The sequence below is a fragment of the Amycolatopsis sp. NPDC033938 genome (assembly GCF_055575975.1).
Genome location: NZ_JBVIRO010000001.1, coordinates 92645 through 119070, shown reverse-complemented (window position 1 = coordinate 119070; position 26426 = coordinate 92645). Strand labels below are relative to the sequence as shown.

Sequence of the window (26426 nt, the reverse complement as noted above, 5' to 3'; positions counted from 1 at the left end):
GGCCAGTGGCCTTGCTCACAGCGTTCGGATTGTGCATACTCGTGCGCATTGCGAACACAGCTGGAGGTCTCCATGTCCCCTGCCGCGGCCCGTTCGTGGGTGGTCCCGCTCGCCTGGACGGCGGTACTGCTCGACGGATTCGACCTGGTCGTCCTGGGCACGGTGCTGCCCGCGCTGCTCCGTGACCACGTCTGGGGGCTGACCCCGGGCACGGCGTCGGTGATCTCGACGTTCGGGCTGATCGGCATGATGATCGGCGCGATGGCGATCGGCACGATCACCGACCTCATCGGCAGGCGGAAGGCGCTGATCATCGCGGTCGGCGCCTTCTCGGCGTGCACCGCGCTGTGCGCGATCGCGCCCTCGGCGTTCTTCTTCGGGTTGTTCCGCTTCCTCGCCGGGCTCGGTTTGGGCGGCTGCCTGCCGACGGCGATCGCGCTCGTCACCGAGTACGCCCGCAAGGGCAAGGGCGGCAGCGCGACCACCACGGTGATGACCGGCTACCACGTCGGCGCGGTGCTCACCGCCCTGCTCGGCATCTGGCTGATCCAACCGCTCGGCTGGCGCGCGATGTTCGTCGCCGGGGCGTTGCCCGCGCTCGTGCTGGTCCCGTTGATGATCAAGTACCTGCCCGAATCCGAGTCCTTCGAGCGGGCGCGGGAAACGCAGGAGAAGTCCGCGGTGGAGGTCGTCGGCGGGTTGTTCCGCGGCGGCCTCCTGCGGGCCACCCTCGCGTTCTGGGTGACGTCGTTCATGGGGCTGCTGCTGGTCTACGGGCTCAACACCTGGCTGCCGGAGATCATGCGCCAGGCCGGTTATCCGCTCGGCGCGGCGCTCGGCCTGCTGCTCACGCTGAACCTCGGCGGGGTCGCCGGCCTGCTCGTCGCCGGCCGGGTGGCGGACAAGGTCGGCGTACGGCCGTCAGTGATCTCCTGGTTCCTCGGGGCGGCGGTCTTCCTCGCCCTGCTGAGCGTGAAGCTGCCCGCGGCCGGGTTGTACGTCGCCGTGTTCCTTACCGGCGGTTTCGTGTTCAGCGCACAGGTCCTCGTGTACGCCTACATCGGCAAGACGTATCCGGCCGCCATGCGGGCCACCGGAATCGGCTGGGCGGCGGGGGTCGGCCGAATCGGCGCGATCTGCGGTCCGATCCTCGGCGGTGCCTTGCTGACAGCGGGGATCGCCTACCCCTGGGGCTTCTACGCCTTCGCCGCTGTCGGTGGGCTGGGCGCGGCGGCGGTGACCGGAGTCCGCGCCGGCCGCGCCCAGGAGCCCGCTACCCCAGTTCCTTGAGTTCCCGTTCCACGGCGGCGAGTTCCTCTTCGGAACCCTGCACCTTCGGACCCGTGAACCACTTGCGTGCGGAGGCGAACCACCACACCGCGGCACCACCGAGGACGACGAGGAAGGCGATCGGCGTGTAGTTGAAACTGTCGATGGTGACCGGTGATCCCTGCGGGAGCATGAACAGCACGAAGATGAAGCAGACCCAGATGGTCGCGACGATGCCGATCGGCTTGCCCCACCGGCCGAGGTTCCACGGCCCCGGTTCGAAGTCGTCGCCCTTGCGCACCCGCAGGAACACCGGGATCACGTAGGCCACGTAGAGGCCGACGACCGCGATCGAGGTCACCGCCGCGTAGGCGGTCGCGCTCCAGAGGTACGGCAGGGCGAGCAGGAGCGCGCCGCCCGCGGCCAGCCACACCGCGTTGGTGGGTGTCTGGGTGCGCTTGTTGATGCGGTGCCAGAACTTCGAACCCGGGATCGCGCCATCGCGGGCGAAGGCGTAGATCATCCGCGAGTTCGCGGTGACCGACGCCATTCCGCAGAACAGCTGCGCGCCGATACAGATCAGCAGCAGGAACTTGCCGGTCGTCGCGCCGGTCGCGTCGATGAAGATCTGCGCGGGCGGCACTCCGGTCTCGGAGCCGACGGCGCCGTCGTAGTCCTGGATGGCGAAGGTGAGGCCGATCAGCAGGATCCAGCCCGCGACCAGTGAGACGAGGATCGAATTGATGATGCCGCGCGGCCCGGCCTTCGCCGCGTTCTTGGTCTCTTCGGTCATATGCGCCGAGGCGTCGTAGCCGGTCAGCGTGTACTGCGCGACGAGCAAGCCGAGCAGGAAGACGTAGACCGGTGACGCCCACCCTGTGTTGTTCACGAACTCGCCGAAGACGAACGACGCGTCCTGGTGCTTGGCGGGCACGATGATCAGCACGCCGACGATGACCAGCACGCCGACCAGATGCCACCACACGCTGATGCTGTTCAGCAGCGCCACGATCTTGACGCCGAAGGTGTTCAGCAGGCCGTGGATCAGCAGGATGATCGCCAGCAGCAGGATCGTGTGACCCGGCGTCGCCTCGAAGCCGAACTGCAGGTCGAGGAAGGCGTTGAGGAACAGCGCCGCGCCGAAGTCGATCCCGGCGGTGACGGCGATCTGACCGATGAGGTTGAACCAGCCGGTGAACCACGACCACGCCGCACCGTTGCGTGGGGCGAGTTTCGCGGCCCAGTAGTAGAGGCCGCCCGCCGTCGGATAGCTGGAGCAGACCTCGGCCATCCCCAGCCCGACGAGGATGACGAACAGGCCGACCAGCGGCCAGCCCCAGATCATCGCGGCCGGGCCGCCGGTCTTCATGCCGAACCCGTAGAGGGTCAGGCAGCCGGAGAGGATCGAGATGATCGTGAAGGAGACGGCGAAGTTGGAGAAGGTCGACATCGTGCGCCGGAGTTCCTGCGCGTAGCCGAGCTGATGGAGCCGGGCACTGTCTTCGTCGGCGGGTTCGGCGGCCTGCTTGGCTGGGACATCCATCGGGCACCCACTTAAAAGGTATGCGGACAGACCATTGAGATCCGCCGAAATTAGGCCCGCCGACCTGCGCATGTCAAGGTCCCGTCAAGACCTCGCCCCCTCCGGACGCCAGGAAAGGTCCTTTCCTCGCAAATTTCGCAAGGAAAGGACCTTTCCTGGCACGCGAGAGAGGCTTAGCGCCCCTCGAACGCCTTCACGGCCTCCAGCGCCGTGTCCGGGTGGTCGGCGAAGTACCCGTCGACACCCGCCTTGAGGAACGCCTCCTGCTCGGCGAACGCGTTGCCGTACTCGGCGAGGTTCGCCGAGGAGCGCAGGTTCTGCGGGAGGAAGTTGTTCTCGTTGCGGAACGTGTACGGCCCCACCTTCAGGCCGGCCTTGTGTGCGTCGTCGACGAGCCTGGTCGGCTGCCCCAGCGCACCGTTCACCACCGGGATGACCTGCGCCTTCTCCGGCCCCAGGTAGTCCGCGTACTTCGAGATCTCCTTCAGGCCCGCAGGCGTGACGAGGTCGGCGTACGTCCGCGGGTCACCCTTGGCGACGAAGTCGGCGGGAGCGCCGGTCGCCGAGGTCAGCTGCAGCAGCGGCACTCGCACCTGCCGCGAAAGCGCGATCAGGTTCGACACCTCGAAGGACTGGATGATCACCGGCGCCTTCGGGTGGTTGAGCCCGTTGCGCTTGAGCAGCTCGACCAGCTTCGGCTCGGTCGGGTTCTTGATCGACGAGAAGTACGTCGAGTGCTTGACCTCCGGGTAGGTCCCCAGCTCACGGCGCAGTTCGCGGCCGAGGCGGCGCGTCAGGTCGAGCACCTCCTGGTAGGTGGCGATCTGGTAGCGGCCGTCGTAGATCCTGTTGTTCGGCCGCAGCTGCGGGATCCGCTCGGTCGCGCGCAGCGTCTTCAGCTCGGCGAGGGTGAAGTCCTCGGTGAACCAGCCGGTGAACGACGTGCCGTCGATGACCTTCGTCGTCTTCCGGTTCGCGAACTCGGGGTGCTTCGCGACGTCGGTGGTCCCGCCGATCTCGTTCTCGTGCCGGGCGACCAGCTGACCGTCCTTGGTGGGCACCAGGTCGACGTCGACCCAGTCGACGCCCTGGCGGTAGGCGAGTTCATACGAGGCGAGCGTGTGCTCCGGGCGGTAGCCGGGGGCGCCGCGGTGTCCGACGATCACCGGCCCATCGTGGCCCTTCGCCAGCGCCGACACATCTTGGGCACTCGGCTCGGCGGCGCCGGCCAGCCCTGTGACGCTGAGTACGGCGAGTCCGGACAGGGCGAGCACGCCCAGGCGCTTTCGCATGGTGGATGACCTCTTTCACTTGAACTCGGGGTACCGCGCAACCCTTGACGCAGGAGGCGTCCGGACGGCGAAGACGGACCGGCGGAGCGCTGACCGCCGGGTGAACGCCGGATGGAACCACCCGCTCGAGGACGGCGACGTCTTCGTAGCTCACCGGCCCGGTTACCCTGTGCGTCGTGCGCGTACTGGTAATCGGGTCCGGCGCCCGTGAGCATGCACTTGTCCTCGCGGTCGCGGAAGACCCTTCCGTCACCGCACTGGCTTGCGCTCCGGGCAATGCCGGCACCTCTTCGGTGGCCGAGCAGCTCGGCGTGGAAGCGGCCGATCCCGAATCGGTCGCCGCCCTCGCCAAGCAGTGGCAGGCGGACCTGGTGGTGGTCGGCCCCGAGGTCCCGCTGGTGGCCGGTGTCGCCGACGCGGTCCGGAAGGCGGGCATCGCCTGCTTCGGTCCGTCCGCGTCCGCGGCCAGGATCGAGGGCTCGAAGGCGTTCGCGAAGGACGTCATGGCGGCCGCCAACGTGCCGACGGCGCACTGCGAGGTGGTCGACACCCCGGCCCGCCTCGACGCCGCGCTCGCCCGCTTCGGCCCCACCTGGGTGGTCAAGGACGACGGTCTCGCCGCGGGCAAGGGCGTCGTGGTCACCACGGACGTCGACGTCGCGCGCAAGCACGCCCTGATGCTGCTCGACGGCGGCCACCCGGTGCTCCTGGAGTCCTTTTTGGATGGCCCGGAAGCCTCGCTCTTCTGCTTCGTCGACGGCCGCACGGTCGTCCCGCTGCTGCCCGCGCAGGACTTCAAGCGCGTCGGCGACGGCGACGCGGGCCCGAACACCGGCGGCATGGGTGCCTACGCGCCGCTGCCGTGGGCACCGAAGGACCTGGTCGACGACGTCGTCGCCCGCATCGTGCAGCCCGTGGTCGACGAACTCGACAACCGCGGCGCCACCTTCTCCGGCCTGCTCTACGCCGGTCTCGCGCTGACTTCCGAGGGCCCGCAGGTCATCGAGTTCAACTGCCGCTTCGGTGACCCGGAGACCCAGGTCGTCCTGGCGCTGCTGCGCAGCCCGCTCGGCAAGGTCCTGCACGCGACGGCGACCGGCAAACTCGCCGAGCTGCCGCCGCTGGACTGGGATTCCGGCGCGGCGGTCACCGTCGTCATCGCCGCCGACGGCTACCCCGGTAAGCCGCGGACGGGCGACGTCATCACCGGCGGCGAGATCGAAGGCGTGCTGCACGCCGGTACCCGCCGCCGCGACGACGGCGCCGTGGTCTCCTCCGGCGGTCGCGTCCTTTCGGTCGTCGGCACCGGCAAGAACCTGAAGGCCGCTCGCAAGAACGCGTACGCGACGGTCGAGAAGGTCCACCTGGCAGGCTCGCACCACCGCACCGACATCGCCCTGCTCGCCGCCAAGGGAGAGATCGCCACTCCGGTCGCGTGAATTTGCCGGGGAACCGTTCCGCCGCCGGGCGCGTCCAACCCGGTATTTCCTGCAAAGCTTAGGCAGCCGATACATCCGCGTTGGTAGCCTCAGGCAGGACGAACGGTCACCGTGCGCAATGTCCAAGGGGTGGGGAATGGCAGCATCGAGCAAGGTCCAAGACCTCGCGTCGGCGGTTCCGGCGCCGCCGTCGGTGGCCGACATCAGGGTCGATCCGTCGAAACTGCTCGAAGTGGCGAAGATCGTCGAAGAGCAGGTCGACGCACTGCAGGACAAGCTCCTGACGCGGCTCGACCAGCTGCGGATCGACACTCCGGCCAACGACACCGTGAGCGTGCACGCGACCAGCGTCTGGAACGAGCTCGTCGCCGACGGCGACGCCTCGTACGCCGCGCAGGTCCGGGCGTATGTCGCCGGGCTGCGGGGGCTGGTCAAGCAGCTCCGCACGGCGGCGAAGGAGTACAAGACCAGCGACGCCGACAAGGCCGCGGCGTTCGGGGACCGCGGTGCGCATCCGGCGTGAGGGCCGGGTGCTGGTTTTCGGCGGGGTGCTGACCTTGGCGCTGGCCGGATGCACCACGGACACGGGCGGGCAGGCCTTCCCGAACGAACCGGCGCTGGCTTCGGCCACCCGGGACGCCAAAGCGTCCGCGCTTCCCACCAGGCCCGCCGAGCTGAGCCTGCAAGGCGTCGACCCGTGCGCACTGCTCGCCGCTCCGCAGCTCGACCAGCTCAAGATCAACAGCAAACCGCGTGCGGCCGCGGAACCGATCGACGGCCCGACCTGTGTCTTCGACTCGGACGCCGTGGAGCCCTTCCACAGCTATTACGTCCGCACGGTCACCGCGGACGTGGAAGAGTGGATCACCGGCAAGCGCCGCAAGAACAGCATGACGACCGAACCGAAGGCGATCGGCGGGTTTCCCGCCATCACGAACTATCGCGACGCCGGGCAACCGGGCGACTGCGAGACGCTCGTGGGTGTCGCCCGAGGACAGACGCTGGCGGCGCGGGCCATCACCGTCACCGCCGGCGCCTTCACCATGCCGCAGCTGTGCGAGATGTCCGCGCAGGCGGCCGATATGGCTCTGCAGACCTTGAAAGCACGCAACTAGGGAGGGCGCCGTGAACGTTTCCGACCTCGCGGGCAAGCTCCGTGATCTCCGGTTCGACGGCTACACCGACACCGGGATCGCGACCGAGATCGAGCGCTTCCGCAGCGGCGACGGCACCGGCAGCATCGGCACCGCCGTCGACGCGCTGAAGGCCGTCGCGTCCGCGCTCGCCGACACCGACAAGACGTTGCGTGACGAGCTGGGCAAGCTCGGCGTGGAATGGCAGAGCGAGGCGGGTGGCGCCGCCGGACAGGTGTTCACCGAGCAGGCCGGTTTCTCCCAGGACGCGAACTCGAAGGTCTCGCACTCCGCGGAGATGATCTTCGCCCAGGGTGAGGCCTTCAACCGGACACTGCACAAGCTCCCGGATCCGGAAGTGGTCCGGAAGGGCGCCGGCGGGTTGACCCTCGGCGACGTCGTGCTGAGCCTCATCGGCTTCGAGACCGACCATGCCAAGAGCGTCCACGCGGCGGGCAACGCGCGGGCGCAGGCGCAGGAGGCGTTGAACGACTACGCCAAGACGAGTGGCGAGAACCTGCTGTCGACCGACACGCTGGCCGACCCGCAGTCGATGAACCTGACCCAGAACACCACCGCGGCCGGGGTCGGTGGCGGTTCCGGCGCGCTCGACCTCGCGGGTACGGCCACCGAGCTGACCCCCGACGGCAGCGTCCGGCCCGCGTCGGCCGCCGTCGAGTCGAAGTACGTGCCGCCGCCGGTCGCCCAGCCCATCAGCAACCCGAAGGCGCCTTCGTACGACGCGCCGACTCCTGCCTACGGTGTCGCCGTCGGCGGAGGCGGAGTGGCGAGGAAGACCGGCGCCTCCGTTCCGAGCGGCGGCGCCACGGCCCCCGCGGCCGCCGCGCCGACGGTGCCGTCCAAGGCTCCCGCCCCTGCCCCTGGCGGCGGATGGGTGACCCCGAACCGGCCCGGCCCGCAGCCCGAACAGGGCAGGCCGTCGTATCCGGCCACCGGCTCGCCCGCTTCTCCGCCGTTCGTCCCACCGGGTGCGCCGAACCTGCCGCCTCCTGGCTCCACCTACGTTCCCCCTGGCCAGTCCACCGGAAGTCTGCCGCCGAACAGCAGCTCCACCTCGGCGCTGCCGCCGGGCAAGTCGTTCGGACCCGGCCCCGGTGCCGACGGCGCCCTCGGCAAGGGCCCCGGTTCCAGCTCCGGCCCCGGCGTCTTCGGTGGCGTCGGCGGTGGTGCGGGCGGCGGTGACCAGGCGCTCGGCAAGGGCCGCTCGGTCGGCTCCGGACCGCAGGCCCCGCCGGCCGCGGGCAACGAGTCCGGCCGAGGCTTCCCCGCCGTCCCGAAGATCACCGGTCCGGCCGCGGGCGACCTGGGTGCCGGTGCCGCCGCGCTCGGCGCCGGTGTCGCCGGTGGTGCGCTGAGCGGCGACAAGGAACGCGATCGCCGTCCGCGTCAGGAAGGCGGCGGCAAGCCCACCCGTCAGCTGCCGATCGGCGAGCTTCCCGAAGAGGAGGCCATGCGGCGTTCGGAGAAGATCGGCGCGAAGCAGCCGAAGGCCGAGCCGAAGTTCATGGAGCGCGCGGCCACCCAGGACGTCGATGAGGACGCGGAGCACATCCGCCGCTTCGGCGTCGACGACAAGGACCTGTTCACCGACGAGCGCATGGTTTCGCCCGACGTCATCGGTGACCACGGCAATCGGGAAGCGCGCTGAACCTGTGCCGAACAACAACGGCAGCCTCGTGCTGTCCGCACTCGAGTTCGAGATGCTCTGGGAAGCCGAACGGCTGCCCCGCCGCCATGTCGCACTCGACGTGCCGAGCCCCGGAACGACCCATACGGAGCGAGCGGCACTGATCGAAGAGGCCTGGGAATCCCTGCGCGCGCGAGGTCTCGCGCGGGGACACCAGGCGTCGGGCGAGCTGGTCGACATGCTGAACCTGTTCGCGCACCCCCGGGTCGCGATCGACGTCTGGGTGTGGACCGACCGCGAGATCAAGGGACAGGCCGTCAGCGTCGGCAACCAGGCGCTGCTCGGCGTCATCGACTCCGGCCAGGTGTGGCTGATCCCCGCCCGCGAAAGCTCCCTCGCCGAGGCCGCCGTCTCGGTCGCGGGTGATCTCGCCCCCGGCGTCGGCCAGTCGATCAGCATCCCGCACGACATCCTCCGCGACGCCGACGCCGCCGCCCGCGGCGACGCGAAAGCGCTGGTCACCGCCCTTGAAGACCGGGACGTCCCGCTGTGGCAAGCCCAGGAACTGGCGGGCATGCTGCTCGGACAGGAGGCACGCGGCCAGTTCGGCGTCGAACGCGCTGGCCGGGACGGCCGTCCCCGCCGCGCGGACAGCGTGGTCGCCTTCTACGACACGGACGCGGGGCGCTACCTGTTCCAGGTCGCGCGCAACCGCGACGGGCGGGATTGGGCGACCATCACCCCGGCGGACAACCAGCTGCTGGCGACGCGGATCCGGGAAGTCGCCGATTTCTGACTTGCCCGATTCGGCTGTTTCGCGAAGTCGATATCGGCGGGGTGGAAGTTGGCGTGGATACGCACACGGCCCGCTGTCGAGGTCTTACAGTATGCGCGGGAACCGTCCTGATCGGCTGCGCGTCTGATCGGACGGATACGAGTTTTCCGTGTTGCGCCGAAGGGGATGACGAACCGTGCCTGTGTACGACCCGGAGTCGATGGGGATCGCCGCCGGTCAGGTGGAGCGGCTCAAGGACGAGTTCGAGAAGAGCAAGAAGCAGGTCACCGGCGTCGACGACGAGAAGGAAAGCCCGTTCGGCACGATGGGTGGCTCGGGTGACGTTCACGGTGCCGTCGGCTCTTTCAAGGACGGCGTGCACAACGAGTTCGATTCCGCCGGAAAGCTGATGGAGGCCACCGCTTTCGTGCTGCGAAAGGCCGCAGGGCTGATTCAGGAGACTGAGGCCGTGCACGTCGACAATCTCAAGCTGCACGAGCACGGCAAGCAGTGAGCACGCGAAAACCGGCCCCGGGGGGCCTGATTCCTAGGGGGGCGTAGTGGGCGATATCGATTTCCCGCCGAACTGGTCGCAAGTCACCGAAAAGGCCAAGCAGGTCGAAGGCATCAAGCCGGAAGCCATTCAGAAGGCCGCGGATCAGTTCCATGCCGCCGCGTCGCAGGCAGGTGACCACAGCGCCGCGCTGAAGTCGTCGACCGACGCCTTGAACGGTGGCGTCTGGAAAGGTCCCGCCGCCGACGCCTTCTTCGACTACGTCAAGCAGATCACCTCCGCGGGTGACAGGGTCAAGGGGCACCTGGAGGAGATCAGCAAGGATCTGGGCGAACTCCAGGTTCAGCTGAGCGACATCAAAGGCAAGATCGACGACGCCGCCAAGACGGCGCAGACCACCATTCAGACGTGCATCGACACGGAGACCCCGAAGGTCGCGGCGGCTCGTAAACAAGCGGCCGACGCGGCGGATCCGGACAAAAAAGTTCAGCCGCCGAACCCGACCGCGGACCAGATCATCGCGGCGGCGAACGCCGCCAACCAGAAGACGGCCAGTTCGGCGACCGAAACCATCACCGGGTTGCTGACCCAGGCCGACGGGTTGATCAGCAAGTCACAGCAGTTGATGAAGAAGGACATCGAGGGCGGCGGCTACTCGAAGGTGCCGATGCCCGGCAAGGACGGCACCGTCCCCAAGCGCACCGGCGGTCTCCACACCGGCGGCGGTGGCGGAGGAGGCGGCGGTGGCGGTGGGGGCGGCGGCCTCGGACCGAGCGGCGGCCCGCCGTCGACGACGCCGCCCGGCAACGTCCAGCAGTGGATCCAGGAGGCCATCAAGATTCTGCAGGCCAACGGGATCCCGGTGACCGAGGCGGATATCCAGAAGATCTGGACGATCATCGAGAAGGAGTCCGGCGGTAACCCCAACGCCATCAACAACTGGGACTCCAACGCGGCGAAGGGCACGCCGTCGAAGGGTTTGATGCAGTGCATCGACCCGACCTTCAACGCGCACAAGCTTCCCGGGCACGACGACATCTACAACCCGGTCGACAACATCATCGCGGGCGTGCGGTACACGTTCTCGCGGTACGGCGGGTTCGACGGGCACCCGGGCCTGAAGTCCATGGCCGGTGGCGGCGGCTACCAGGGCTACTAAGGACGAACGTTGGGCTGGGTTGGTCGTGAGTGGCGATTCGGGTTAGAACACGAAACGCCACTCACGACCAACTCGGCCGACTCCTCCAGTCCTCAGTAGTCCTTCAGTACCAACGCGTTCGACGCCTCCGTCAACGGCCGCATCGCCGCCTTCATCACCCGATCCCGGAACGGCAAGTACCCCAGCATCCGCATCGACTGGATCTGCTTCCATTGCGCGAATCGCGTGTGCTTCCGCTGGTTCAACGCGGCCAGCGCCTGATTCCGGAGCACGAACGGCCGCATTTCCCTTTCGTACTCGGCGAAAGCGGCGCGATGGTCACTGTGGACAGCAAGCGAACCCGCCAGCACGTAGGCCCCGGTCAGCGCCAAACTCGTGCCCTGCCCCGAAAGTGGCGAAGGGCCGTAGCCCGCGTCACCGACCAAAGCGACTCGCCCCTCGGAAGACCGGTCCATCCGGATCTGCGTCATCGAATCGAAGTACAGCTCACTCGAAGCCATTTCCCGTACCAGCCTCGGCACTTCCCAGCCCTGGCCGAGAAATCGGTCGGCGATGAGTTTTCGTTGCTGTTCAAGGTCATGCCGGTCGAAATCGAGTTCCGGCGACTGGAAGCCGAGCATCGCGCGCGCTTCCGTGTTCGCACGGGCGCTGTAGAGGCCGGCGAGTTTCCCCGGCATCAGGTGGAAGGTCTGCCAGCGGTCCAGATCGAGGAAATTCGGCACGGTGAACACCGCCAGATAAGTGTCCAGATGGTGTGAGAACTCTTTCTCCGCCCCGAAAACCAGCGAACGCACGGTCGAGTGCTGCCCGTCCGCGCCGATCACGAGATCGAAGTCCCGTGCCTCGCCGTCGGCGAAAGCGACCCGCACTCCCTCGGGACGCTGCGTGATTCCGGTGATCCAGTCGCCATAGACGTACTCGACACCTTCCTGAGCGACCGAAGCCAGTACGCCAATCAGGTCGTCCCGCAGGATCTCGACGTCGTCGCTGTCGGTGAGTCCACCGGTCAGCGTGTGCTCGGTGACCTTCACCAGTGTCTTCCCCGCCGCGTTCACGAACGACATCCCGCGCATGTCCGTGCGCAGCTCCCGGAGCCGCCCGAGTACTCCCATCCGGTCGACGACGCCGAGCGCCGTGCCGCGGATGTCGACGGCGTGTCCGCCGACACGCGGCGCGGGCGCCCGCTCGACGACCGTCGGTGCGAAGCCGTGTCTCCGCAGCCAGTACGCCAGCGTCGTCCCGGCGATTCCCGCCCCCGAAATCAGCACCTTCTGCATGTGAGCTCCCCTGTGTACGCTGTTTTGAAGCACTGCGTACAACGTACGAATGCGGCAACAAATCTCCAGGAAAACGCCCATAAAAGCTTCGATGCACTAGTGCACTACGCCTAGTGCATCGGCTCAAATGGGACGCAGACAGGGCGAAGCGCACTATGGCAAGGAGTCGATCATGACCGATCCGCCCTACCTGCGGATCGCCGCCGAGATCCGGCGCCGGATCGTCACCGGCGAGCTGCGCGAGGGGCAGAAGATCCCGTCGACGCGGCAGATCATCGCCGAGTGGGGGGTCGCGATGGCGACCGCGACGAAGGTGCTCGCCACCCTCAAACGCGATGGCCTGGTCGTCGCCAAACCCGGTACCGGCACGGTCGTCGCGAGCCGTGCTCCGAAAGCCGCGCCGAGGACCGAAGCGGAGCTTTCACGCGAGCGAGTGGTGAAGGCCGCGATCCGGATCGCCGACGCGGAGGGCATCCGCGCGCTCTCCATGCGCCGCATCGCGTCCGGTCTGGGTGTCGCGACGATGGCGCTTTATCGCCATGTCTCCGCGAAGGACGACCTGATCCTCGAGATGGCCGACGTCGCGCTCGGTGAAGTCCGCTTCCCGCCAGACCCGCCGTCCGGCTGGCGGGCGCAACTGGAGCTGATGGCCAGGGCCCAATGGGCGTTGTTCCGCCGCCATCCTTGGCTCGCGCAGGCGCTTTCGGTCACCCGCCCGCAGCCGCTGCCGAATCTGCTCCACCACGCCGACTGGGCCACCCGTGCCCTCGACGGCCACGGCCTCCCGTCGTCGACGATCATGTACGCGCACATCACGATCTTCAATCACGTCCGCGGCACGGCCCTCAATTTCGAGGCCGAGGCGGAGTCCGAATCCGGTACCGCGCTCACCGCGGACGACTGGCTCGCCGAACACGAGCCGATCCTCTGGGACCTGGTCTCCGGTGGCCGGTTCCCGAACTTCACCAACGTCGTCATGCGTGCCCCGTTCGACTTCGACCTCGACACGCTCTTCGAGTTCGGCCTTCAGCGCCTCCTCGACGGCTTCGCGGTTCTCCTCGCGAGGGCGGGTTAGCCTCACCCCATGTCCTTTCCCGGTCCCGTCGCTCGTTCCGACGTCCCGCCGTTCCATGTCATGGACGTCCTTTCGGCCGCGCAGGCACGGCAGCGCAGCCATGGCGACCTGGTCCCGCTGGTCGCGGGGCAGCCGTCCGCGCCGGCGCCGCGACCGGTGCTCGAAGCCGCCCAGCGGGCACTGAAAGACCACACCCTCGGCTACACCGAGCAACTCGGCATCCTCGAACTGCGCGAGGCCGTGGCGGCGCACTACAAGCGCACCTATTCGGTCGACGTGAGCCCGCAGGACGTCATCATGACGACCGGCTCCTCCGGCGGCTTCCTGCTGTCGTTCCTCAGCGCCTTCGAAGCGGGGGATCGCGTCGCGATGGCGCGGCCCGGCTATCCGGCCTACCGCAACCTGCTGAAGGTGCTGGGCTGCGAGGTCGTCGAGTTCGCCACCGGCCCGGAGACGAACTTCCAGCCGACGGTCGGCCTGCTCGACGAACTGGGTCCGATCAAGGGACTCATCGTGGCCAGTCCGAGCAATCCCACCGGCACCGTGCTGCCTCCGGGTGAACTCGCCGCGATCAGCGGCTGGTGCGCGTCACGCGGTGTGCAGTTGATCAGCGACGAGATCTACCACGGGATCTCCTACGGTGCCGGACTCGACTGCGCCTGGCAGTACGGGACGGAGGCACTCGTCCTCGGTTCGTTCTCGAAGTACTTCGCCATGACCGGCTGGCGGCTCGGCTGGATGCTCGCGCCCCAGCGGCTGCACCGCGCGATCGACGTCCTGACCGGCAACTTCACCATCTGCCCGCCCGCGGTCTCCCAGCACGCCGCGATCGCCGCGTTCACCCCGGAGTCGTACGCGGAGGCCGACGGTCACGTCGAGCGCTACCGCGCCAACCGCGACGCGCTCTTCGCCGGTCTCAAGGGCATCGGTATCGACAAGCTCGCGCCGGCCGAAGGCGCCTTCTACGCCTACGCAGACGTCTCCGCGTACACGCACGACAGCCTCAGCTGGTGTCAGCGGATCCTTGCCGACACCGGCGTCGCGGTCGCTCCCGGCATCGACTTCGACCCCGTCGACGGCGGCAGGTTCGTGCGGTTCTCGTTCGCGGGTTCGCGCGAGGACATCGACGAGGGTGTCCGCAGGCTCGGCGACTGGCTCACCGGTCAGCGCTCGTAGGTCGGCGCTGACCGGTCAGGGGGAACCCCGAATTCTCCCTGAACGTTGGGCAGAACGAAGGCGCTCGCGAGTTCTGCCTGACAACCTGGACTCACCGGGCCCGTTTGGGCGAGGTGAGGCAATCGGAGGATGCCATGTTCTGGAAGATCGTCGGCGGGCTGCTTCTGGCTTGGGTGGCCTTCATGGTGCTCGGGTCCGTGCTCGGCTTCCTGGTGAAGGCCGTCTTTTGGATCGCCGTCATCGGCGGTGCGGTCTTCCTCGGCACGGCCGCGTATGGGGCCATCAAGGGCAAGGGCACCCCGAAACAGCTCCGCCGTTAAGGCTTGCGCGCCACCCCGCCCAGCGACGTGAAGTTCACGGGCGCGAGCGGGGTGAAGCGCGGGCCGTCCGGCCACCACAGATGCGGGTACGTCAGCCCCGGGTCGACGAGATCGAGCCCCTCGAAGAGCGACTCGATCTCCTCCCGCGTGCGGAAAGCCGTGTCGAGCCCGGTGCCGCTGAAGCGCTTTTCGAGTGCCGTCGCGACATCGGCCGCTTCGGAGCCGTCGGCCGGATTGTGCTGGTGCAGCACCACGACGAACGAGCCTGGGGCCAGCGCGTCGACATAGGCGCGGATGATCTTCCGCGCTTCGTCGATGTCGGAGATGTGGTGGACGATCGCGCACAGGATCAGCCCGATCGGGCGGTCGAAATCCAGCCGGTGGGTACTGGTGAGCTCCTCGATGAGCTCGGCCGGTTCCGTCAGGTCGTTACCCGCCATATGCGCGAAGTCGTTCGCCGCGAGTTGCGCGCGGCCGTGCGCCAGCACCACCGGGTCGTGGTCGACGTAGACGACTCGTGCCTCGGGGTTGTACCGCTGCGCGACCTGATGCGTGTTGTCCCCGGTCGGGAAGCCGGAACCGAGGTCGAGGAACTGGTCGATGCGCGCCCTGTCGGTCAGGTAGCGCACGGTCCGGACCAGCCAGTGCCGGACCTCCTTGGCCATCACTTGCGCGTCCGGTGCCAGCTCCAGGATCTGGCGCAGCACCACCCTGTCGGCCTCGTAGTTGTCCTGGCCGCCCATGAGCGCGTCGAAGACTCGCGCGATGCTCGGCCGGTCGAAATCGACGGGCACGATCGGACGCCGGGCGACTGGACCTGGCATGGGCACCTACCGTGATGACTCGGTTCGGGACGAAGGCCAGCTTAGGTCATCGGATTCACCGCGCGTAAGCGGATGAGCGACGAGGGTGAATTATTCCTCCGAAGAGCCGAAGGCAGATTTCGCTGTTGTCACGCCGACCCAGCGCTCCGCCTTCATTCCCACCGCCCGTGCACCGTCCACATTGGACTGACGATCGTCGAAGAAAAGACAGTCGGCCGGTTCGGCGCCGAGTTCGCCGAGGAGGATCCGGTAGATCTTCGCGTCGGGCTTCATACAGCCGAGATCGCCGGAAAAGAGCGTCACCCGGAAGAGACGCGCCCACTCCTGTTCGCGCACCCAGCGGCCGAAGGTCGACGACGCGTTGGAGAGCAGCGCGAGCGCGGCGCCCGCCTCGTGCAGGCCTTCCAGCAGTTCGAGCACCGCCGGTTCCACGTGCGACCAGCCGGTGACGTCGATCCGGGTCAGCTCGTCGGAGAACGCCCGGTCGACTTCGACGTCGAGCGCGCGGCCGATGCTTTGCCAGTACTCGAGGTCCGTGCCGCCGGAGTCGTACCGGACCCGCTCGGCCCAGTAGTGCGGCTCGAATTCGGCCACTTCGAGGCCGAAGGCCTTGGCCAGGGTCGGCAGCGCGTCGGTGTGCTCGCTGATGACGTCGCCGTAGTCGAAGACGATCCAGTTCACGGTCAGCTCCCGGTCCTGATGCGGTGAAGGGTTTCCTCGATGTCGGCGGCCGAAAGGTCGCGGTGCACCACGAAACGGACCCGGCCGGCCGTCGGCAGCACGCGGATCCCGAGCCCGTCCAGCAGCTTCAGACGGCCTTGGAGATCGGGAGCGGCGGCCAGCACGATGTTGGTCTCGGGCTCGTTGACCTCCCAGCCGTGTTCGGCGAGTCCGGCCGCGAGCCGTGCCGCGTTCTCGTGCGTTTCGGCCAGTTCGTCGACGCGGTCCAGAGCGACCAGGCAGGCCGCGGCCAGCACACCGCTCTGCCGGACGCCGCCACCGAGCATCTGCCTCATCCGCCGCGCCCGCTCGATGAACTCCGGGCTGCCTGCCAGCACCGAGCCGACCGGCGCGCCGAGGCCCTTGGAGAAGCAGGCCGAAACGCTGTCGACGCCAACGGTGAGCGCGGCCGGCGGGACCTGCAGCGCGACCGCCGCGTGCCAGAGGCGGGCGCCGTCGAGGTGCACGGTGAGCCCGGCCTGTTTCGCCACCGCGAGCAGCTGGGCGTGCTCGTCCGGCGGGGTGACCGCGCCGCCCGCCGAGTTGTGCGTGTTCTCCAGGCACAGCAGCGTGGTGCGCATCGAGTAGTACGGCCCGGTGGGGAGGCCGATCGCCGCGGAGAGCGTGTCCGGCGTCGGCCGTCCGGGCCCGGCGTCGTGTTCCAGCGGATCCGCCATGCCGCCCGCGAGCCAGGCGGCCGAGCCGAGCTCGTCGGTGATCACGTGCGAACCGCGCGGCGCGAGGAACCGGTCTCCGCGCTGGAGATGCAGGCTCAGCGCGATCAGGTTCGCCATGGTCCCGCTCGGGGTCCAGAGCGCGGCGGGCATGCCGAGGAGTTTCGCGGCACGCTGTTCGAGGGCGGCGGTGGTCGGATCTCCGTCGAGGACGTTGTCGCCGACCTCGGCTTTCGCCATGGCCTCGCGCATGACGCTGTCCGGCCGGGTGACGGTGTCGGAGCGGAAATCGATCAACGAGTCAGGGCTCAAGGTCACGGTACGATCACATCACATCGTCCGGTCCGCCATGAACCTCCTCCCGGCTGGTCCGCCGCGCCCGCTCATGCAACCGTGGACGCCCCCGGTTCCGTCCTACCCACCGACGAGGCAAGAGCGGAGACAACAACCGCGTGAACCAGCGCGACGAACAAGAGTTCGCGGAGTACTTCGCCGCGAAGCGGGACTCCGTGCGCCGGACCGCGTACATGCTTTGCGGCGACTGGCATCGCGCGGACGATCTCGCGCAGACGGCGTTCGTCGCGCTGCACCGGAGGTGGAAGAAGATCAGGGAGCGGGCGGCGACCGACGCCTATGTGCGGAAAACGCTGGTCAGGGCGGCCATCGACGAATCGAGGCGACCGTGGCGACGGGAGTGGCAGACCGAAGAGCTGCCCGAACCGCCGCAGGACGGCTTCGACCTCGGTGAACAGGTCGTCACCAGGGAAGCCCTGCTGGCCGCGTTGCGGGAGGTGCCCCCGAAGCAGCGGGCCGTGCTGGTGCTCCGGTTCTTCGAGGGGCTGGACGTCGGCGCGGCGGCGAAGACGCTCGGCTGCAGCGAGGGGAACGTGAAGAGCCAGACCGCGCGCGGGCTGGCGAACCTCAGGCAGGTCATGGAGAAGGAGGAGGTGGCACGGGATGGACGAGAATGAGCTGAAGGCGCTGTTCCGTGACGCCCCCGGTGACGCGCCGTCACCGAGCTTCGACACCGCCGACGTCGTCCGTGCCGCCAAACGCGCCACTGCCCGCCGCCGCAACGGTATCGCGGTGGCCTGTAGTGCACTGGTTTTGGTCTTGGGCGGAGTGGGCATGTTCGGCGTGCTCGGCGATGTTGATTTCGGTTCGCCCACAGCGGCGAAATCCGACAACGGGGCCGCTTCCGCAGGGCAACCCGAAGCGGCTTCCGCACGTCCTCTTGACAGCGGGGAGTCCTCGAACTTCTCCAACCCGCCGCCTCAGCAGGGGGGCGGCGGGCCAGAGAAGACCGGCCAGATGTCGGCCGAAGGCACCTACGGGTGCGACCAGGTGGATCGGGAGCTCGCCACCGCCCTCGCTGGCGAGCTCCCGGTCCCCGTGGATGTCGCCAAGTCGACGCCCGGCGACATCTGTACGACGGGAGCCAGGTCCGCGGGGTTCCAGATACCGGGCGGCACGGTTTCCGCCGCGGTCTTCCCGGCGGGCACGGCTCTTCCGTCCTTGCCCGCCGGGGCATCCAGTGCCGAGCGGACCACCGCCAAGGGATCGCTGGTGGTCGTGGTGAGCCTCGGCGACGGCTCGGGCGGTCCGGTGTTCGGGGAGGCCGACGTCGACCGGTTCGCCGGTGTGCTCGCCGCCCGCTACTGAAGACGCCTGTACTGAAGGTGCCTGGCAAAATAACCCGTCATGACAGCCGCAGCGACAACGCCGAAGGGTGAGCGACGGCGCGCCGAGCTCATCGAGGCCGCCGCGTCACTGCTGGCCGAGGGCGGCTTCGACGCCGTGCGGCATCGCGCGGTGGCCGAACGAGCGGGTTTGCCGCTGGCCTCGACGACGTACTACTTCGACTCGCTCGAAGAACTCGTCACCGCCGCTGTCGAACACCATTCGAACCAGGAGCTGGCGACCGGACGGAACCGGCTCGAAGAGCTGGCGACCCGCAACCGCGGTGTCGAAGCCACCGTGGACCTGGTGCTGGACATGCTGCTGGGCCCGATCCGCCCGGATCGCGAGGCCGACGCCGAGGCCGTCCTCCTGCGCTACGAACGCCTGGTCGGCACCGGCCGCCGCCCGTACCTTCGCCCTCTGATGCGGACGCTGTCCGCGCAGCTGTACGAGCTGCTCCACGAGATCTTCGCGCGCTCCGGCACTCCGGTGGACAGCGCCGAACTGGAGCGGCTGGTCGCGCTGGTCGACGGCGCCGTCGTCAACGCGCTGATCGAGGTCGACCCGGAGCCTCGGGCCGCCGCCGCCCGCATGCTGCAGGCCGCCCTGGCCTAGCCCCGTCATGCGTTTCGTCCTCCAAACGCGGGCGGGTTAGGCTGGCCGAGTGACGGAAAAGCCCCGCATCCCCAACGTGCTCGCCGGCCGCTACGCCTCGCCTGAGCTGGTCGAACTGTGGTCCCCGGAACGCAAGGTCGTGCTGGAGCGCGAGCTCTGGCTCGCCGTTCTCCGGGCGCAGGCCGACCTCGGCGTCGAGGTGCCGGACGGGGTCGTCGCCGACTACGAGCGCGTGCTGGAGCAGGTCGACCTCGACTCGATCGCCGCGCGCGAGCGGGTCACCCGGCACGACGTGAAGGCCCGGATCGAGGAGTTCAACGCGCTCGCCGGCCACGAACACGTGCACAAGGGCATGACGTCGCGTGACCTCACCGAGAACGTCGAGCAGCTGCAGGTGCGGCGTTCGCTGGAGCTGATGCGCAGCCGCGTCGGCGCGGTGCTGGCCAGGCTCGCCGCGATCGCGGTGGAGCACGCCGACACCGTCATGGCAGGCCGTTCGCACAACGTCGCCGCGCAGGCGACGACACTGGGCAAGCGTTTCGCCACCGCCGCCGACGAACTGCTCGTCGCGTTCGAGCGGCTCGACGAGCTGATCGCCCGCTACCCGCTGCGCGGGATCAAGGGGCCGGTCGGCACCGCGCAGGACATGCTCGACCTGCTCGGCGACGAGTCCACTTTGGACGAACTGGAGTCGCGGGTCGCGGCCCACCTCGGCTTCGAGCGGGTGTTCACCAGCGTCGGCCAGGTGTACCCGCGGTCGCTCGACTTCGACGTGCTGTCCACGGTGGTCCAGCTCGCGGCCGCTCCGTCGAGCCTGGCGAAGACGATCCGCCTGATGGCCGGCCACGAACTGGTCACCGAAGGCTTCAAGCCGGGCCAGGTCGGCTCGTCGGCCATGCCGCACAAGATGAACACGCGATCCTGCGAGCGGGTCAACGGACTCGCCGTCGTGCTCCGCGGCTACCTGTCGATGATCGGTGAGCTCGCCGGCGACCAGTGGAACGAAGGCGACGTCTCCGATTCCGTCGTCCGCCGGGTCGCGCTGCCGGACGCGTTCTTCGCGCTCGACGGGCTGCTGGAGACCTTCCTCACGGTGCTGGCCGAGTTCGGCGCCTTTCCGGCGGTCATTTCCCGTGAGCTCGATCGCTATCTGCCGTTCCTCGCGACCACCAAGGTGCTCATGGCCTCGATCCGCGCGGGTGTGGGGCGGGAAACCGCGCACGAGGCGATCAAGGAGAACGCCGTCGGCGTCGCGCTCGCCATGCGGGAGCAAGGGCTCGCGGAGAACGACCTCCTCGACCGTCTCGCCGCCGACGAGCGCATCCCGCTCGACCGCGGTGAGCTGGACAAACTGCTCGCGGACCGGATCTCGTTCACCGGTGTCGCCCCACGTCAGGTGGCCGCGATCGCGTCGCGCGTCGAGGAGATCCTCAAGCGTTTCCCGGAGGCCGCCGCCTACACCCCGGCACCGATCCTCTGACGTCGAGGGCTGAAGGGGCCTTTCCTCTCATCGCATGCGGCGAAGGGCGCTTTCCTCGCATGCGATGAGAGGAAAGCGTCCTTCAGCCCTCGACGACCAAGCCGCGGTGACCAAGGTCTCTTGATCCCGGTCGCGCGATATCAAATACTGAGACGAAGTTACTCGAACGGGCGAATTCCCTAATCTCGATCGCTGAACCCGGAGCGCCAGGCCGCCCATCCCGCGGCCTGGCGTGCTTGTATCGCGCCTTGCGCGCCGAACCCACGGAAGAAGCGATGAGATCCACGCTGTCGAAATTCGTCGCCGTCGTCACGGCGGGAGCGGCCACCCTCGCCCTCGCCGCCTGCGGTTCCGGTGACACCGCATCCGGTGGCCAGAAGCTGCGCGTCGGCACCTTGACCGACGCGCCGCCGTCCATCTACCTGGAGAACGGCACCTTCACCGGTTACGACAACGAGCTGCTCCGCGACATCGCGAAGCGCGAGGGCTTCGAGGTCGAGTTCGTCGGCACCGAGTTCGCCGGTCTGCTGGCCGCCGTCGCCACCAACAAGTTCGACATCGGCAGCTCCACGATCTCCACCACCGAGGCCCGCAAGAAGACCGTCGCGTTCAGCAACGGCTACAGCACCGGGTTCACCACGATCCTCACCAAGAAGGGCGCGGGTCTCAAGGACGTCGCCGCGTTCAGTGGCAAGCGGCTCGGCGTCGTGCAGGCGTCGGTGCAGGACGACTTCGCCAGCGGCAAGGTCCCCGGCGCCAACGTCGTGCGCTTCCCCGACTACAACGCCGGTTTCGCGCAGCTGAAGGCGGGCAGCCTCGACGGCTGGGTCGTGCCGAAGGACATCGGGCAGAAGTACATCGACCAGAACCCGGGCGTGCCGCTGGAGTTCGGCTACACCGTCGAGACCAAGGACACGCCGTCCGCGTTCGCCGTCCGCAAGGACAACAAGGAACTGCTGAAGAAGCTCAACGACGGTCTCGCGAAGGCCATCGCCGACGGCACCGTCGCCCGTCTGCACGCTCAGTTCTTCAAGACCGAGCCGCTGCCGAAGGAACTCGAGCAGGGTGGCCCCGGCCTGCCTGTGCAGAACCAGGGGGTCTGATCACCATGAAGAAAACCTTGATCGCGACGCTCGCCGCTGGACTGCTCGCGGTCCTCACCGCCTGCGGTGGCGGTGAAGCCGTCACCGAAAAGACCCTGCGTGTCGGGACACTGAGCGACGCCCCGCCGAACATCTACGTCGAGAACGGCAACTTCACCGGCTTCGACAACGAGCTGCTGAAGGCCATCGCCACCAAGCAGAACCTGAAGCTGGAGTTCGTTTCGACGGACTTCTCCTCGCTGCTGGGCCAGGTCGCGAACAACCAGTTCGACATCGGCAGTTCGGCCATCGCGCAGACCGACGAGCGCAAGAAGAACGTCGACTTCTCCAGCCCGTACAACTTCGAAGTGATGAGCATCCAGACCAAGGACGGCTCGCCGATCACCGAAGAGAAGGCCTTGTCGGGCAAGCGGGTCGCGGTGATCCAGGCGACCGTCGGCGACAAGTGGCTGACCTCGACCGTGCCGGACGCGCAGGCCGTGCGCTTCCCCGGGTACGCCCCGGCGCTGGCCGCGCTCAAGAGCGGCGCCGTCGACGCCTACGTCCTCGACCAGGCGATCGCCGAGACCAACGTCAAGGACAGCGCGGACGTGAAGCTCAAGGTCGTCAAGTCCTTCACCACCGACGTCCCGCACGGCTTCGCGGTGAAGAAGGGCAACACCGAACTGCAGACGAAGATCAACGAGGGCCTGAAGCAGGTCATCGCCGATGGGACCTGGGTGAAACTGCACGAGCGGTTCCTGCCGACGGCGCCGGTCCCCGATCAGTTCAAGGCGTGAGGATCACGATGAAGAAGACAATCGCCGCCGTTGCCGGCGCCGCCATGGTGGCGGTGCTGGCGGCGTGCGGCGGCGGTGAAAGCGCGAGCGCTGACACGCTGCGCGTCGGCACGCTCAGCGACTCGAAACCCAACGCCTATCAGGAAAACGGCGTGTTCACCGGGTTCGACAACGAGTTGCTGAAGGCCATCGCCGCGAACCAGAACCTGAAACTCGAGTTCGTCTCCACGGAGTTCTTGGCCCTGCTGAGCCAGGTCGCCAGCGGCAAGTTCGACATCGGCAGTTCCGGTATCTCCCAGACCGACGAACGCCGCAAGACGGTCGACTTCTCGGCGCCGTACAACTACCAGTCGCTCGGCATCGAAACCCGCGAAGGTGTCGGCATCACCGACGAGAACACCTTGGCCGGTAAGCGAATCGGCGTCGTCCAGGGAACGGTGTCCGACAGCTGGCTGTCGGCGAACGCGCCTGCCGCGCAGGCCGTGAAGTTCCCGCAGGACGCCGCCGCCCTCGCCGCGCTCAAGACGGGCGCGATCGACGGCGCGGTCTTCGACCAGGCGACCGCCGAGGACTACGCGGCGAAGAACCCGGACGCGAAACTCAAGATGGTCAAGGCGATCACCACGACCATTCCGCACGGTTTCGCGGTCAAGAAGGGCAACACCGAACTGGCGGGCAAGATCAACGCCGGGCTCAAGGCGGTCATCGCCGACGGGACATGGGAAAAGGTGCACCAGCGGTTCGAACCGAACGCGCCGGTGCCCGCGGAGTTCAAGGCCGGGCAGAAGTAAGTGAACGACTTCCTCAACACCTTCCTGAACTGGGACTACATCTGGGAGGTCTTCCCGGACCTGCTCGAGACCGGGCTGCTGAACACGCTGATCATGTCGGTGTCCGCGGCGATCATCGGCACCGTGCTCGGCATGCTGCTGGCCACCATGGGCCTGTCCAGCAAGGTGTGGCTCCGCTGGCCTGCAAGGGTGTACACCGACATCTTCCGTGGCCTGCCCGCGATCCTCACCATCCTGGTGATCGGGCAGGGCGGCGGGATCCTCTTCCCGTCGATGGCGAGGAACACCTACCCGCTGGGCATTCTGGCGCTCAGCCTGATCGCGGCCGCCTACATCGGCGAGATCTTCCGCGCCGGTATCCAGAGTGTCGAAAAAGGACAGATGGAGGCCAGCCGCGCGCTGGGCATGAGCTACACCAAGGCGATGACGCTCGTCGTCATCCCGCAGGGGGTGCGGCGGGTACTGCCCGCGCTGGTGAACCAGTTCATCGCGCTGATCAAGGACTCCAGCCTGGTGTACTTCCTCGGGTTCCTCGCCGAGCAGCGCGACCTGTTCCGGATCGGGCAGGATCTCGCGGCCAACACCGGGAATCTGTCGCCGCTGGTCGCGGCCGGTTTCTTCTATCTGCTGATCACCGTGCCGCTGACGCATCTGGTCAACTACATCGACAAGAAGCTGCGCACCGGCAAGAAGGTCCGGGTCGACGACGACGGCGGCGAGCCGGAACTTCTGACCAGCGGAAAGGTGCCGATGTCATGACGATCCCCGCCGACGTGCGCTCTTCGAGCGTCGAACTCCGCGACATCCACGTCTCCTTCGGCACCCTCGAAGTGCTGAAGGGCGTGAACCTCAAGGTCGAGAAGGGCCGCACGACCTGCATCATCGGCCCGTCCGGTTCCGGCAAGTCGACGCTGTTGCGCTGTGTGAACCGCCTGCAGGAGCCCGACTCCGGCGACCTGCTGCTCGGCGGCGAGAGCGTCATCTCCACCGACCCGGACGCGTTGCGCCAGCGGGTCGGGATGGTGTTCCAGCACTTCAACCTGTTCGGGCACCGCAGCGTGCTGGACAACATCACGCTGCCGCTGCGCAGTGTGCGGAAGCTCGGCAAGGCGGAGGCGGCCGAGATCGCGCACGCACGCCTCGCCGAGGTCGGTCTCGCCGACAAGGCGCCGTACCGGCCGAGCGCGCTTTCGGGCGGCCAGCAGCAGCGGGTCGCGATCGCACGGGCGCTCGCGATGGAGCCCGAGGTCATGCTGTTCGACGAGGCGACCAGCGCGCTCGACCCGGAGCTGGTCAAGGGCGTGCTCAACCTCATGGCCGGGCTGGCCGAGCGCGGGCTGACGCTGCTCGTGGTCACGCACGAGATGGGCTTCGCGCGCGGTGTCGCCGACGAGGTCGCGTTCATGGACGCCGGGAAGATCGTCGAACATGACGCTCCGGATGCGATCTTCGACTCTCCGCGCAGCGAGCGGCTGCAGCGGTTCCTATCCCAGGTGCTTTGACGCGGGCGACTCGCTAATCTGCGGCAATGGCGAGAGTGGCGAGGCTGGTCTATTACCCGGTCAAGGGCTGCGCGGGGACGTCGGTCGACACGGCCGACGTCACCCCGGCCGGCCTTCGGTTCGACCGTGCCTGGATGGTCGTTTCACCGGAGGGTGAGTTCCGCAGCCAGCGGAAGCATCCGGTGATGGCGTCGATCCGGGCGGAAGTGCTCGACGACGGCGCCCGCCTGCGGCTCGCCGCTCCCGGCGTCGAAGAACTCCTGGTCGAGCCGGTCACGGACGGGCCGCGGCATCCGGCGTCGACGTTCACCTGGCAGGGCAAGGGCGTCCACCAGGGTGCCGAGGCCGCGGAGTGGTTCTCGGAGGTCCTCGGACTTCCGTCGGTGTTCGTCGGACTCGCGCCCGAGCACGAGCGCGTCACCAACGGCGAGATCCCCGGCACCGCCGCGTTCGCCGACGCGCACGCGATCCTGCTGACGTCGGAGTCCTCTTTGGACGGTCTGAACGAGCGGATCGCGTCGCGGGGCGCCGAGGCCGTGCCGATGGACCGCTTCCGGCCCAACATCGTCGTCGCGGGCTGGCCGGAGCCGCATCGAGAGGACGAAGTCCGCTCGCTCACCGCGGGCGGGGTGGAGCTGGGCTACGCCAAGGTCTGCATCCGGTGCACGGTGCCTATGGTCGATCAGGCCACCGGCCGGAAGGCCGGACCCGAGCCGATCCGGTCGCTCGCGGACTACCGCCGCGAGCCCGAGGGCGGCGTCTCGTTCGGCATCAAGATGGCGGTGACCCGGCCGGGTCAGTTCGCCGTCGGTGACGAGGTGATCGTGCACTCCTGGGCGGGCCCGAGCCCGAGCACCGACGCGGCCGAGCCGCCGTTCACCGCGACCGCGAGCCGCCCCGCGGAATCGGTGTAGAGCACGTTCTCTCCTGGCGGCACCGTGCCGAAGGTGTCGCCGACCAGCGCTTTCACCAGCACGCGGGCGCTGCTGACCGAGACCGTGCCGGACAGTCCGGCCAGTTCGAGGTCGGCGGGGCTCGCGGCCAGCTGGACGTTGCCGAAGTGGTCGACCGTGAGCACCTCGGCGACCAGCTTGCCGGGGAAAACCGCGACGAACGGATCCGGCAGCCGCACGAGGTCGTCGACGGGCGGCCCGAACTCCTCGGGGGCGACGCCGAGCGCGAGATGCGCCGCCGCGGGGGCGAAGACGTCGCGTCCGTGGAAGGTCGACGACGTCACCGGAAGGCGGTATTCCGGAGCGGTCAATTCGTAGGCGGCTTTCACTCCGCCGAGTGCTTCGGCCGCCGGGAGGAGAAGTCCGTTGTCCGGGCCGACGAGGATTCCGCGCCCGGCGACGACCACGACGCCGCGCCGCGCGGTGCCGACTCCGGGGTCGACGACGGCGAGGTGCACCGCGTCCGGGAGGAAGGGCGCGGTCTGCGCCAGCACCTCGGCGCCGGTCCTGACCTGCTGCGGAGGGATCTCGTGGCTCACGTCGATGAGCCTCGCCGAGGGTGCGATCCGCGCGATCACACCGTGGCAAGCGGCCACGAAACCGTCGCTCAAGCCGTAGTCGGTCGTGAAGGAGACGCAGTGGATCGGCATGATCAGCCAACATCCTTGATCGCTAGGGTGCAGCC

General features: G+C 68.2%; 28 protein-coding genes. 21 read left to right on the top strand and 7 right to left on the bottom strand.

The genetic code is table 11. The features are described 5' to 3' along the window. Positions 1 to 72: 72 nt before the first annotated feature. Complete coding sequence (locus ACZ5ZX_RS00620; protein WP_465499985.1) at positions 73 to 1290, top strand: MFS transporter; 1218 nt, start codon at positions 73 to 75, stop codon at positions 1288 to 1290. On the opposite strand, the gene ACZ5ZX_RS00615 is transcribed toward ACZ5ZX_RS00620, so the two are convergent. Together ACZ5ZX_RS00615 and ACZ5ZX_RS00610 are read right to left on the bottom strand one after the other, a co-directional pair. Continuing rightward, positions 1274 to 2812, bottom strand: a complete 1539-nt coding sequence (locus tag ACZ5ZX_RS00615; RefSeq protein WP_465499984.1) for an amino acid permease — start codon at positions 2810 to 2812, stop codon at positions 1274 to 1276. The genes ACZ5ZX_RS00620 and ACZ5ZX_RS00615 overlap by 17 nt on opposite strands. Before the next feature lie 173 nt (positions 2813 to 2985). Next, positions 2986 to 4104: a glycerophosphodiester phosphodiesterase gene (locus ACZ5ZX_RS00610; RefSeq protein WP_465499983.1), complete on the bottom strand. Its 1119-nt coding sequence runs from the start codon at positions 4102 to 4104 to the stop codon at positions 2986 to 2988. Positions 4105 to 4280: 176 nt separating this feature from the next. On the opposite strand from ACZ5ZX_RS00610, the gene purD reads away from it, so the two are divergent. The 7 genes from purD (at position 4281) to ACZ5ZX_RS00575 (ending at position 10772) form a co-directional block, all read left to right on the top strand. Beyond that, the gene (gene purD / locus ACZ5ZX_RS00605) at positions 4281 to 5543 is read left to right on the top strand and encodes a phosphoribosylamine--glycine ligase (RefSeq protein ID WP_465499982.1); all 1263 of its coding nucleotides are present in this window, start codon (positions 4281 to 4283) and stop codon (positions 5541 to 5543) included. A gap of 136 nt (positions 5544 to 5679) precedes the next feature. Then, positions 5680 to 6066, top strand: a complete 387-nt coding sequence (locus tag ACZ5ZX_RS00600) for a PE domain-containing protein (RefSeq protein WP_061981866.1) — start codon at positions 5680 to 5682, stop codon at positions 6064 to 6066. Between the two features lie 7 nt (positions 6067 to 6073). Beyond that, positions 6074 to 6658, top strand: coding sequence for a DUF3558 domain-containing protein (locus tag ACZ5ZX_RS00595; RefSeq protein ID WP_465500989.1), 585 nt, complete (start codon positions 6074 to 6076; stop codon positions 6656 to 6658). 10 nt (positions 6659 to 6668) lie between these two features. Continuing rightward, positions 6669 to 8345: a hypothetical protein gene (locus ACZ5ZX_RS00590; protein ID WP_465499981.1), complete on the top strand. Its 1677-nt coding sequence runs from the start codon at positions 6669 to 6671 to the stop codon at positions 8343 to 8345. A gap of 4 nt (positions 8346 to 8349) precedes the next feature. Then, entirely contained in the window at positions 8350 to 9120 is a 771-nt protein-coding gene (locus tag ACZ5ZX_RS00585; RefSeq protein WP_465499980.1) for an ESX secretion-associated protein EspG, read from the top strand. 175 nt (positions 9121 to 9295) lie between these two features. After that, on the top strand, positions 9296 to 9613 hold the full coding sequence (locus tag ACZ5ZX_RS00580) for a hypothetical protein (protein WP_061981869.1): 318 nt from the start codon (positions 9296 to 9298) through the stop codon (positions 9611 to 9613). Between the two features lie 46 nt (positions 9614 to 9659). Then, positions 9660 to 10772, top strand: coding sequence for a transglycosylase SLT domain-containing protein (locus ACZ5ZX_RS00575; RefSeq protein WP_465499979.1), 1113 nt, complete (start codon positions 9660 to 9662; stop codon positions 10770 to 10772). Positions 10773 to 10864: 92 nt separating this feature from the next. On the opposite strand, the gene ACZ5ZX_RS00570 is transcribed toward ACZ5ZX_RS00575, so the two are convergent. Further along, positions 10865 to 12049 (bottom strand): FAD-dependent monooxygenase, encoded by a 1185-nt coding sequence (locus ACZ5ZX_RS00570; RefSeq protein WP_465499978.1) that lies wholly within the window; start codon positions 12047 to 12049, stop codon positions 10865 to 10867. 172 nt (positions 12050 to 12221) lie between these two features. On the opposite strand from ACZ5ZX_RS00570, the gene ACZ5ZX_RS00565 reads away from it, so the two are divergent. The 3 genes from ACZ5ZX_RS00565 (at position 12222) to ACZ5ZX_RS00555 (ending at position 14620) form a co-directional block, all read left to right on the top strand. Next, positions 12222 to 13124 (top strand): TetR/AcrR family transcriptional regulator C-terminal domain-containing protein, encoded by a 903-nt coding sequence (locus ACZ5ZX_RS00565; RefSeq protein WP_465499977.1) that lies wholly within the window; start codon positions 12222 to 12224, stop codon positions 13122 to 13124. A 9-nt stretch (positions 13125 to 13133) separates the two neighbouring features. Then, positions 13134 to 14300 (top strand): pyridoxal phosphate-dependent aminotransferase, encoded by a 1167-nt coding sequence (locus ACZ5ZX_RS00560; RefSeq protein ID WP_465499976.1) that lies wholly within the window; start codon positions 13134 to 13136, stop codon positions 14298 to 14300. A 134-nt stretch (positions 14301 to 14434) separates the two neighbouring features. Then, complete coding sequence (locus ACZ5ZX_RS00555; RefSeq protein WP_037320551.1) at positions 14435 to 14620, top strand: hypothetical protein; 186 nt, start codon at positions 14435 to 14437, stop codon at positions 14618 to 14620. Here ACZ5ZX_RS00555 and ACZ5ZX_RS00550 read toward each other — a convergent pair. From ACZ5ZX_RS00550 to ACZ5ZX_RS00540, 3 genes are all read right to left on the bottom strand, one after another. Then, positions 14617 to 15444 (bottom strand): SAM-dependent methyltransferase, encoded by an 828-nt coding sequence (locus ACZ5ZX_RS00550; protein ID WP_465499975.1) that lies wholly within the window; start codon positions 15442 to 15444, stop codon positions 14617 to 14619. The genes ACZ5ZX_RS00555 and ACZ5ZX_RS00550 overlap by 4 nt on opposite strands. Positions 15445 to 15534: 90 nt before the next feature. Further along, a complete protein-coding gene (locus ACZ5ZX_RS00545; RefSeq protein WP_465499974.1) occupies positions 15535 to 16125 on the bottom strand; it encodes an HAD family hydrolase in 591 nt (196 codons plus the stop codon). A 2-nt stretch (positions 16126 to 16127) separates the two neighbouring features. Then, positions 16128 to 17156, bottom strand: a complete 1029-nt coding sequence (locus ACZ5ZX_RS00540; protein ID WP_465499973.1) for a threonine aldolase family protein — start codon at positions 17154 to 17156, stop codon at positions 16128 to 16130. A gap of 134 nt (positions 17157 to 17290) precedes the next feature. On the opposite strand from ACZ5ZX_RS00540, the gene ACZ5ZX_RS00535 reads away from it, so the two are divergent. The 10 genes from ACZ5ZX_RS00535 (at position 17291) to ACZ5ZX_RS00490 (ending at position 25702) form a co-directional block, all read left to right on the top strand. Then, on the top strand, positions 17291 to 17809 hold the full coding sequence (locus tag ACZ5ZX_RS00535; protein ID WP_465499972.1) for a SigE family RNA polymerase sigma factor: 519 nt from the start codon (positions 17291 to 17293) through the stop codon (positions 17807 to 17809). Beyond that, positions 17796 to 18500, top strand: coding sequence for a hypothetical protein (locus tag ACZ5ZX_RS00530; protein ID WP_465499971.1), 705 nt, complete (start codon positions 17796 to 17798; stop codon positions 18498 to 18500). The genes ACZ5ZX_RS00535 and ACZ5ZX_RS00530 overlap by 14 nt, the downstream gene beginning before the upstream one ends. Positions 18501 to 18539: 39 nt before the next feature. Then, the gene (locus ACZ5ZX_RS00525) at positions 18540 to 19133 is read left to right on the top strand and encodes a TetR/AcrR family transcriptional regulator (RefSeq protein WP_465499970.1); all 594 of its coding nucleotides are present in this window, start codon (positions 18540 to 18542) and stop codon (positions 19131 to 19133) included. Positions 19134 to 19182: 49 nt separating this feature from the next. After that, complete coding sequence (purB, locus tag ACZ5ZX_RS00520; RefSeq protein WP_465499969.1) at positions 19183 to 20613, top strand: adenylosuccinate lyase; 1431 nt, start codon at positions 19183 to 19185, stop codon at positions 20611 to 20613. 275 nt (positions 20614 to 20888) lie between these two features. Further along, positions 20889 to 21716 carry a substrate-binding periplasmic protein gene (locus tag ACZ5ZX_RS00515; protein WP_465499968.1) on the top strand — a complete coding sequence of 276 codons (828 nt, stop codon included), beginning with the start codon at positions 20889 to 20891 and terminating at the stop codon, positions 21714 to 21716. Between the two features lie 5 nt (positions 21717 to 21721). Next, positions 21722 to 22495 (top strand): ABC transporter substrate-binding protein, encoded by a 774-nt coding sequence (locus tag ACZ5ZX_RS00510; RefSeq protein WP_465499967.1) that lies wholly within the window; start codon positions 21722 to 21724, stop codon positions 22493 to 22495. A gap of 8 nt (positions 22496 to 22503) precedes the next feature. Further along, positions 22504 to 23286, top strand: coding sequence for an ABC transporter substrate-binding protein (locus ACZ5ZX_RS00505; RefSeq protein WP_465499966.1), 783 nt, complete (start codon positions 22504 to 22506; stop codon positions 23284 to 23286). Then, entirely contained in the window at positions 23287 to 24045 is a 759-nt protein-coding gene (locus ACZ5ZX_RS00500) for an amino acid ABC transporter permease (protein ID WP_465499965.1), read from the top strand. Further along, positions 24042 to 24788 (top strand): amino acid ABC transporter ATP-binding protein, encoded by a 747-nt coding sequence (locus ACZ5ZX_RS00495; protein ID WP_465499964.1) that lies wholly within the window; start codon positions 24042 to 24044, stop codon positions 24786 to 24788. The genes ACZ5ZX_RS00500 and ACZ5ZX_RS00495 overlap by 4 nt, the downstream gene beginning before the upstream one ends. Before the next feature lie 26 nt (positions 24789 to 24814). Next, positions 24815 to 25702, top strand: a complete 888-nt coding sequence (locus ACZ5ZX_RS00490) for an MOSC domain-containing protein (protein WP_465499963.1) — start codon at positions 24815 to 24817, stop codon at positions 25700 to 25702. On the opposite strand, the gene ACZ5ZX_RS00485 is transcribed toward ACZ5ZX_RS00490, so the two are convergent. Next, positions 25585 to 26391, bottom strand: coding sequence for an SAM hydrolase/SAM-dependent halogenase family protein (locus ACZ5ZX_RS00485; RefSeq protein ID WP_465499962.1), 807 nt, complete (start codon positions 26389 to 26391; stop codon positions 25585 to 25587). The genes ACZ5ZX_RS00490 and ACZ5ZX_RS00485 overlap by 118 nt on opposite strands. Positions 26392 to 26426 lie beyond the last annotated feature (35 nt).

Excerpts from the sequence above, each read along its gene's own strand:
- ACZ5ZX_RS00620 (WP_465499985.1), top strand. The coding sequence starts at position 73 with ATGTCCCCTGCCGCGGCCCGTTCGTGGGTGGTCCCGCTCGCCTGGACG.
- ACZ5ZX_RS00615 (WP_465499984.1), bottom strand. The coding sequence starts at position 2,812 with ATGGATGTCCCAGCCAAGCAGGCCGCCGAACCCGCCGACGAAGACAGT.
- ACZ5ZX_RS00610 (WP_465499983.1), bottom strand. The coding sequence starts at position 4,104 with ATGCGAAAGCGCCTGGGCGTGCTCGCCCTGTCCGGACTCGCCGTACTC.
- ACZ5ZX_RS00600 (WP_061981866.1), top strand. The coding sequence starts at position 5,680 with ATGGCAGCATCGAGCAAGGTCCAAGACCTCGCGTCGGCGGTTCCGGCG.
- ACZ5ZX_RS00570 (WP_465499978.1), bottom strand. The coding sequence starts at position 12,049 with ATGCAGAAGGTGCTGATTTCGGGGGCGGGAATCGCCGGGACGACGCTG.
- ACZ5ZX_RS00565 (WP_465499977.1), top strand. The coding sequence starts at position 12,222 with ATGACCGATCCGCCCTACCTGCGGATCGCCGCCGAGATCCGGCGCCGG.
- ACZ5ZX_RS00560 (WP_465499976.1), top strand. The coding sequence starts at position 13,134 with ATGTCCTTTCCCGGTCCCGTCGCTCGTTCCGACGTCCCGCCGTTCCAT.
- ACZ5ZX_RS00555 (WP_037320551.1), top strand. The coding sequence starts at position 14,435 with ATGTTCTGGAAGATCGTCGGCGGGCTGCTTCTGGCTTGGGTGGCCTTC.
- ACZ5ZX_RS00550 (WP_465499975.1), bottom strand. The coding sequence starts at position 15,444 with ATGCCAGGTCCAGTCGCCCGGCGTCCGATCGTGCCCGTCGATTTCGAC.
- ACZ5ZX_RS00530 (WP_465499971.1), top strand. The coding sequence starts at position 17,796 with ATGGACGAGAATGAGCTGAAGGCGCTGTTCCGTGACGCCCCCGGTGAC.
- ACZ5ZX_RS00525 (WP_465499970.1), top strand. The coding sequence starts at position 18,540 with ATGACAGCCGCAGCGACAACGCCGAAGGGTGAGCGACGGCGCGCCGAG.
- ACZ5ZX_RS00515 (WP_465499968.1), top strand. The coding sequence starts at position 20,889 with ATGAGATCCACGCTGTCGAAATTCGTCGCCGTCGTCACGGCGGGAGCG.
- ACZ5ZX_RS00510 (WP_465499967.1), top strand. The coding sequence starts at position 21,722 with ATGAAGAAAACCTTGATCGCGACGCTCGCCGCTGGACTGCTCGCGGTC.
- ACZ5ZX_RS00505 (WP_465499966.1), top strand. The coding sequence starts at position 22,504 with ATGAAGAAGACAATCGCCGCCGTTGCCGGCGCCGCCATGGTGGCGGTG.
- ACZ5ZX_RS00495 (WP_465499964.1), top strand. The coding sequence starts at position 24,042 with ATGACGATCCCCGCCGACGTGCGCTCTTCGAGCGTCGAACTCCGCGAC.
- ACZ5ZX_RS00490 (WP_465499963.1), top strand. The coding sequence starts at position 24,815 with ATGGCGAGAGTGGCGAGGCTGGTCTATTACCCGGTCAAGGGCTGCGCG.
- ACZ5ZX_RS00485 (WP_465499962.1), bottom strand. The coding sequence starts at position 26,391 with ATGCCGATCCACTGCGTCTCCTTCACGACCGACTACGGCTTGAGCGAC.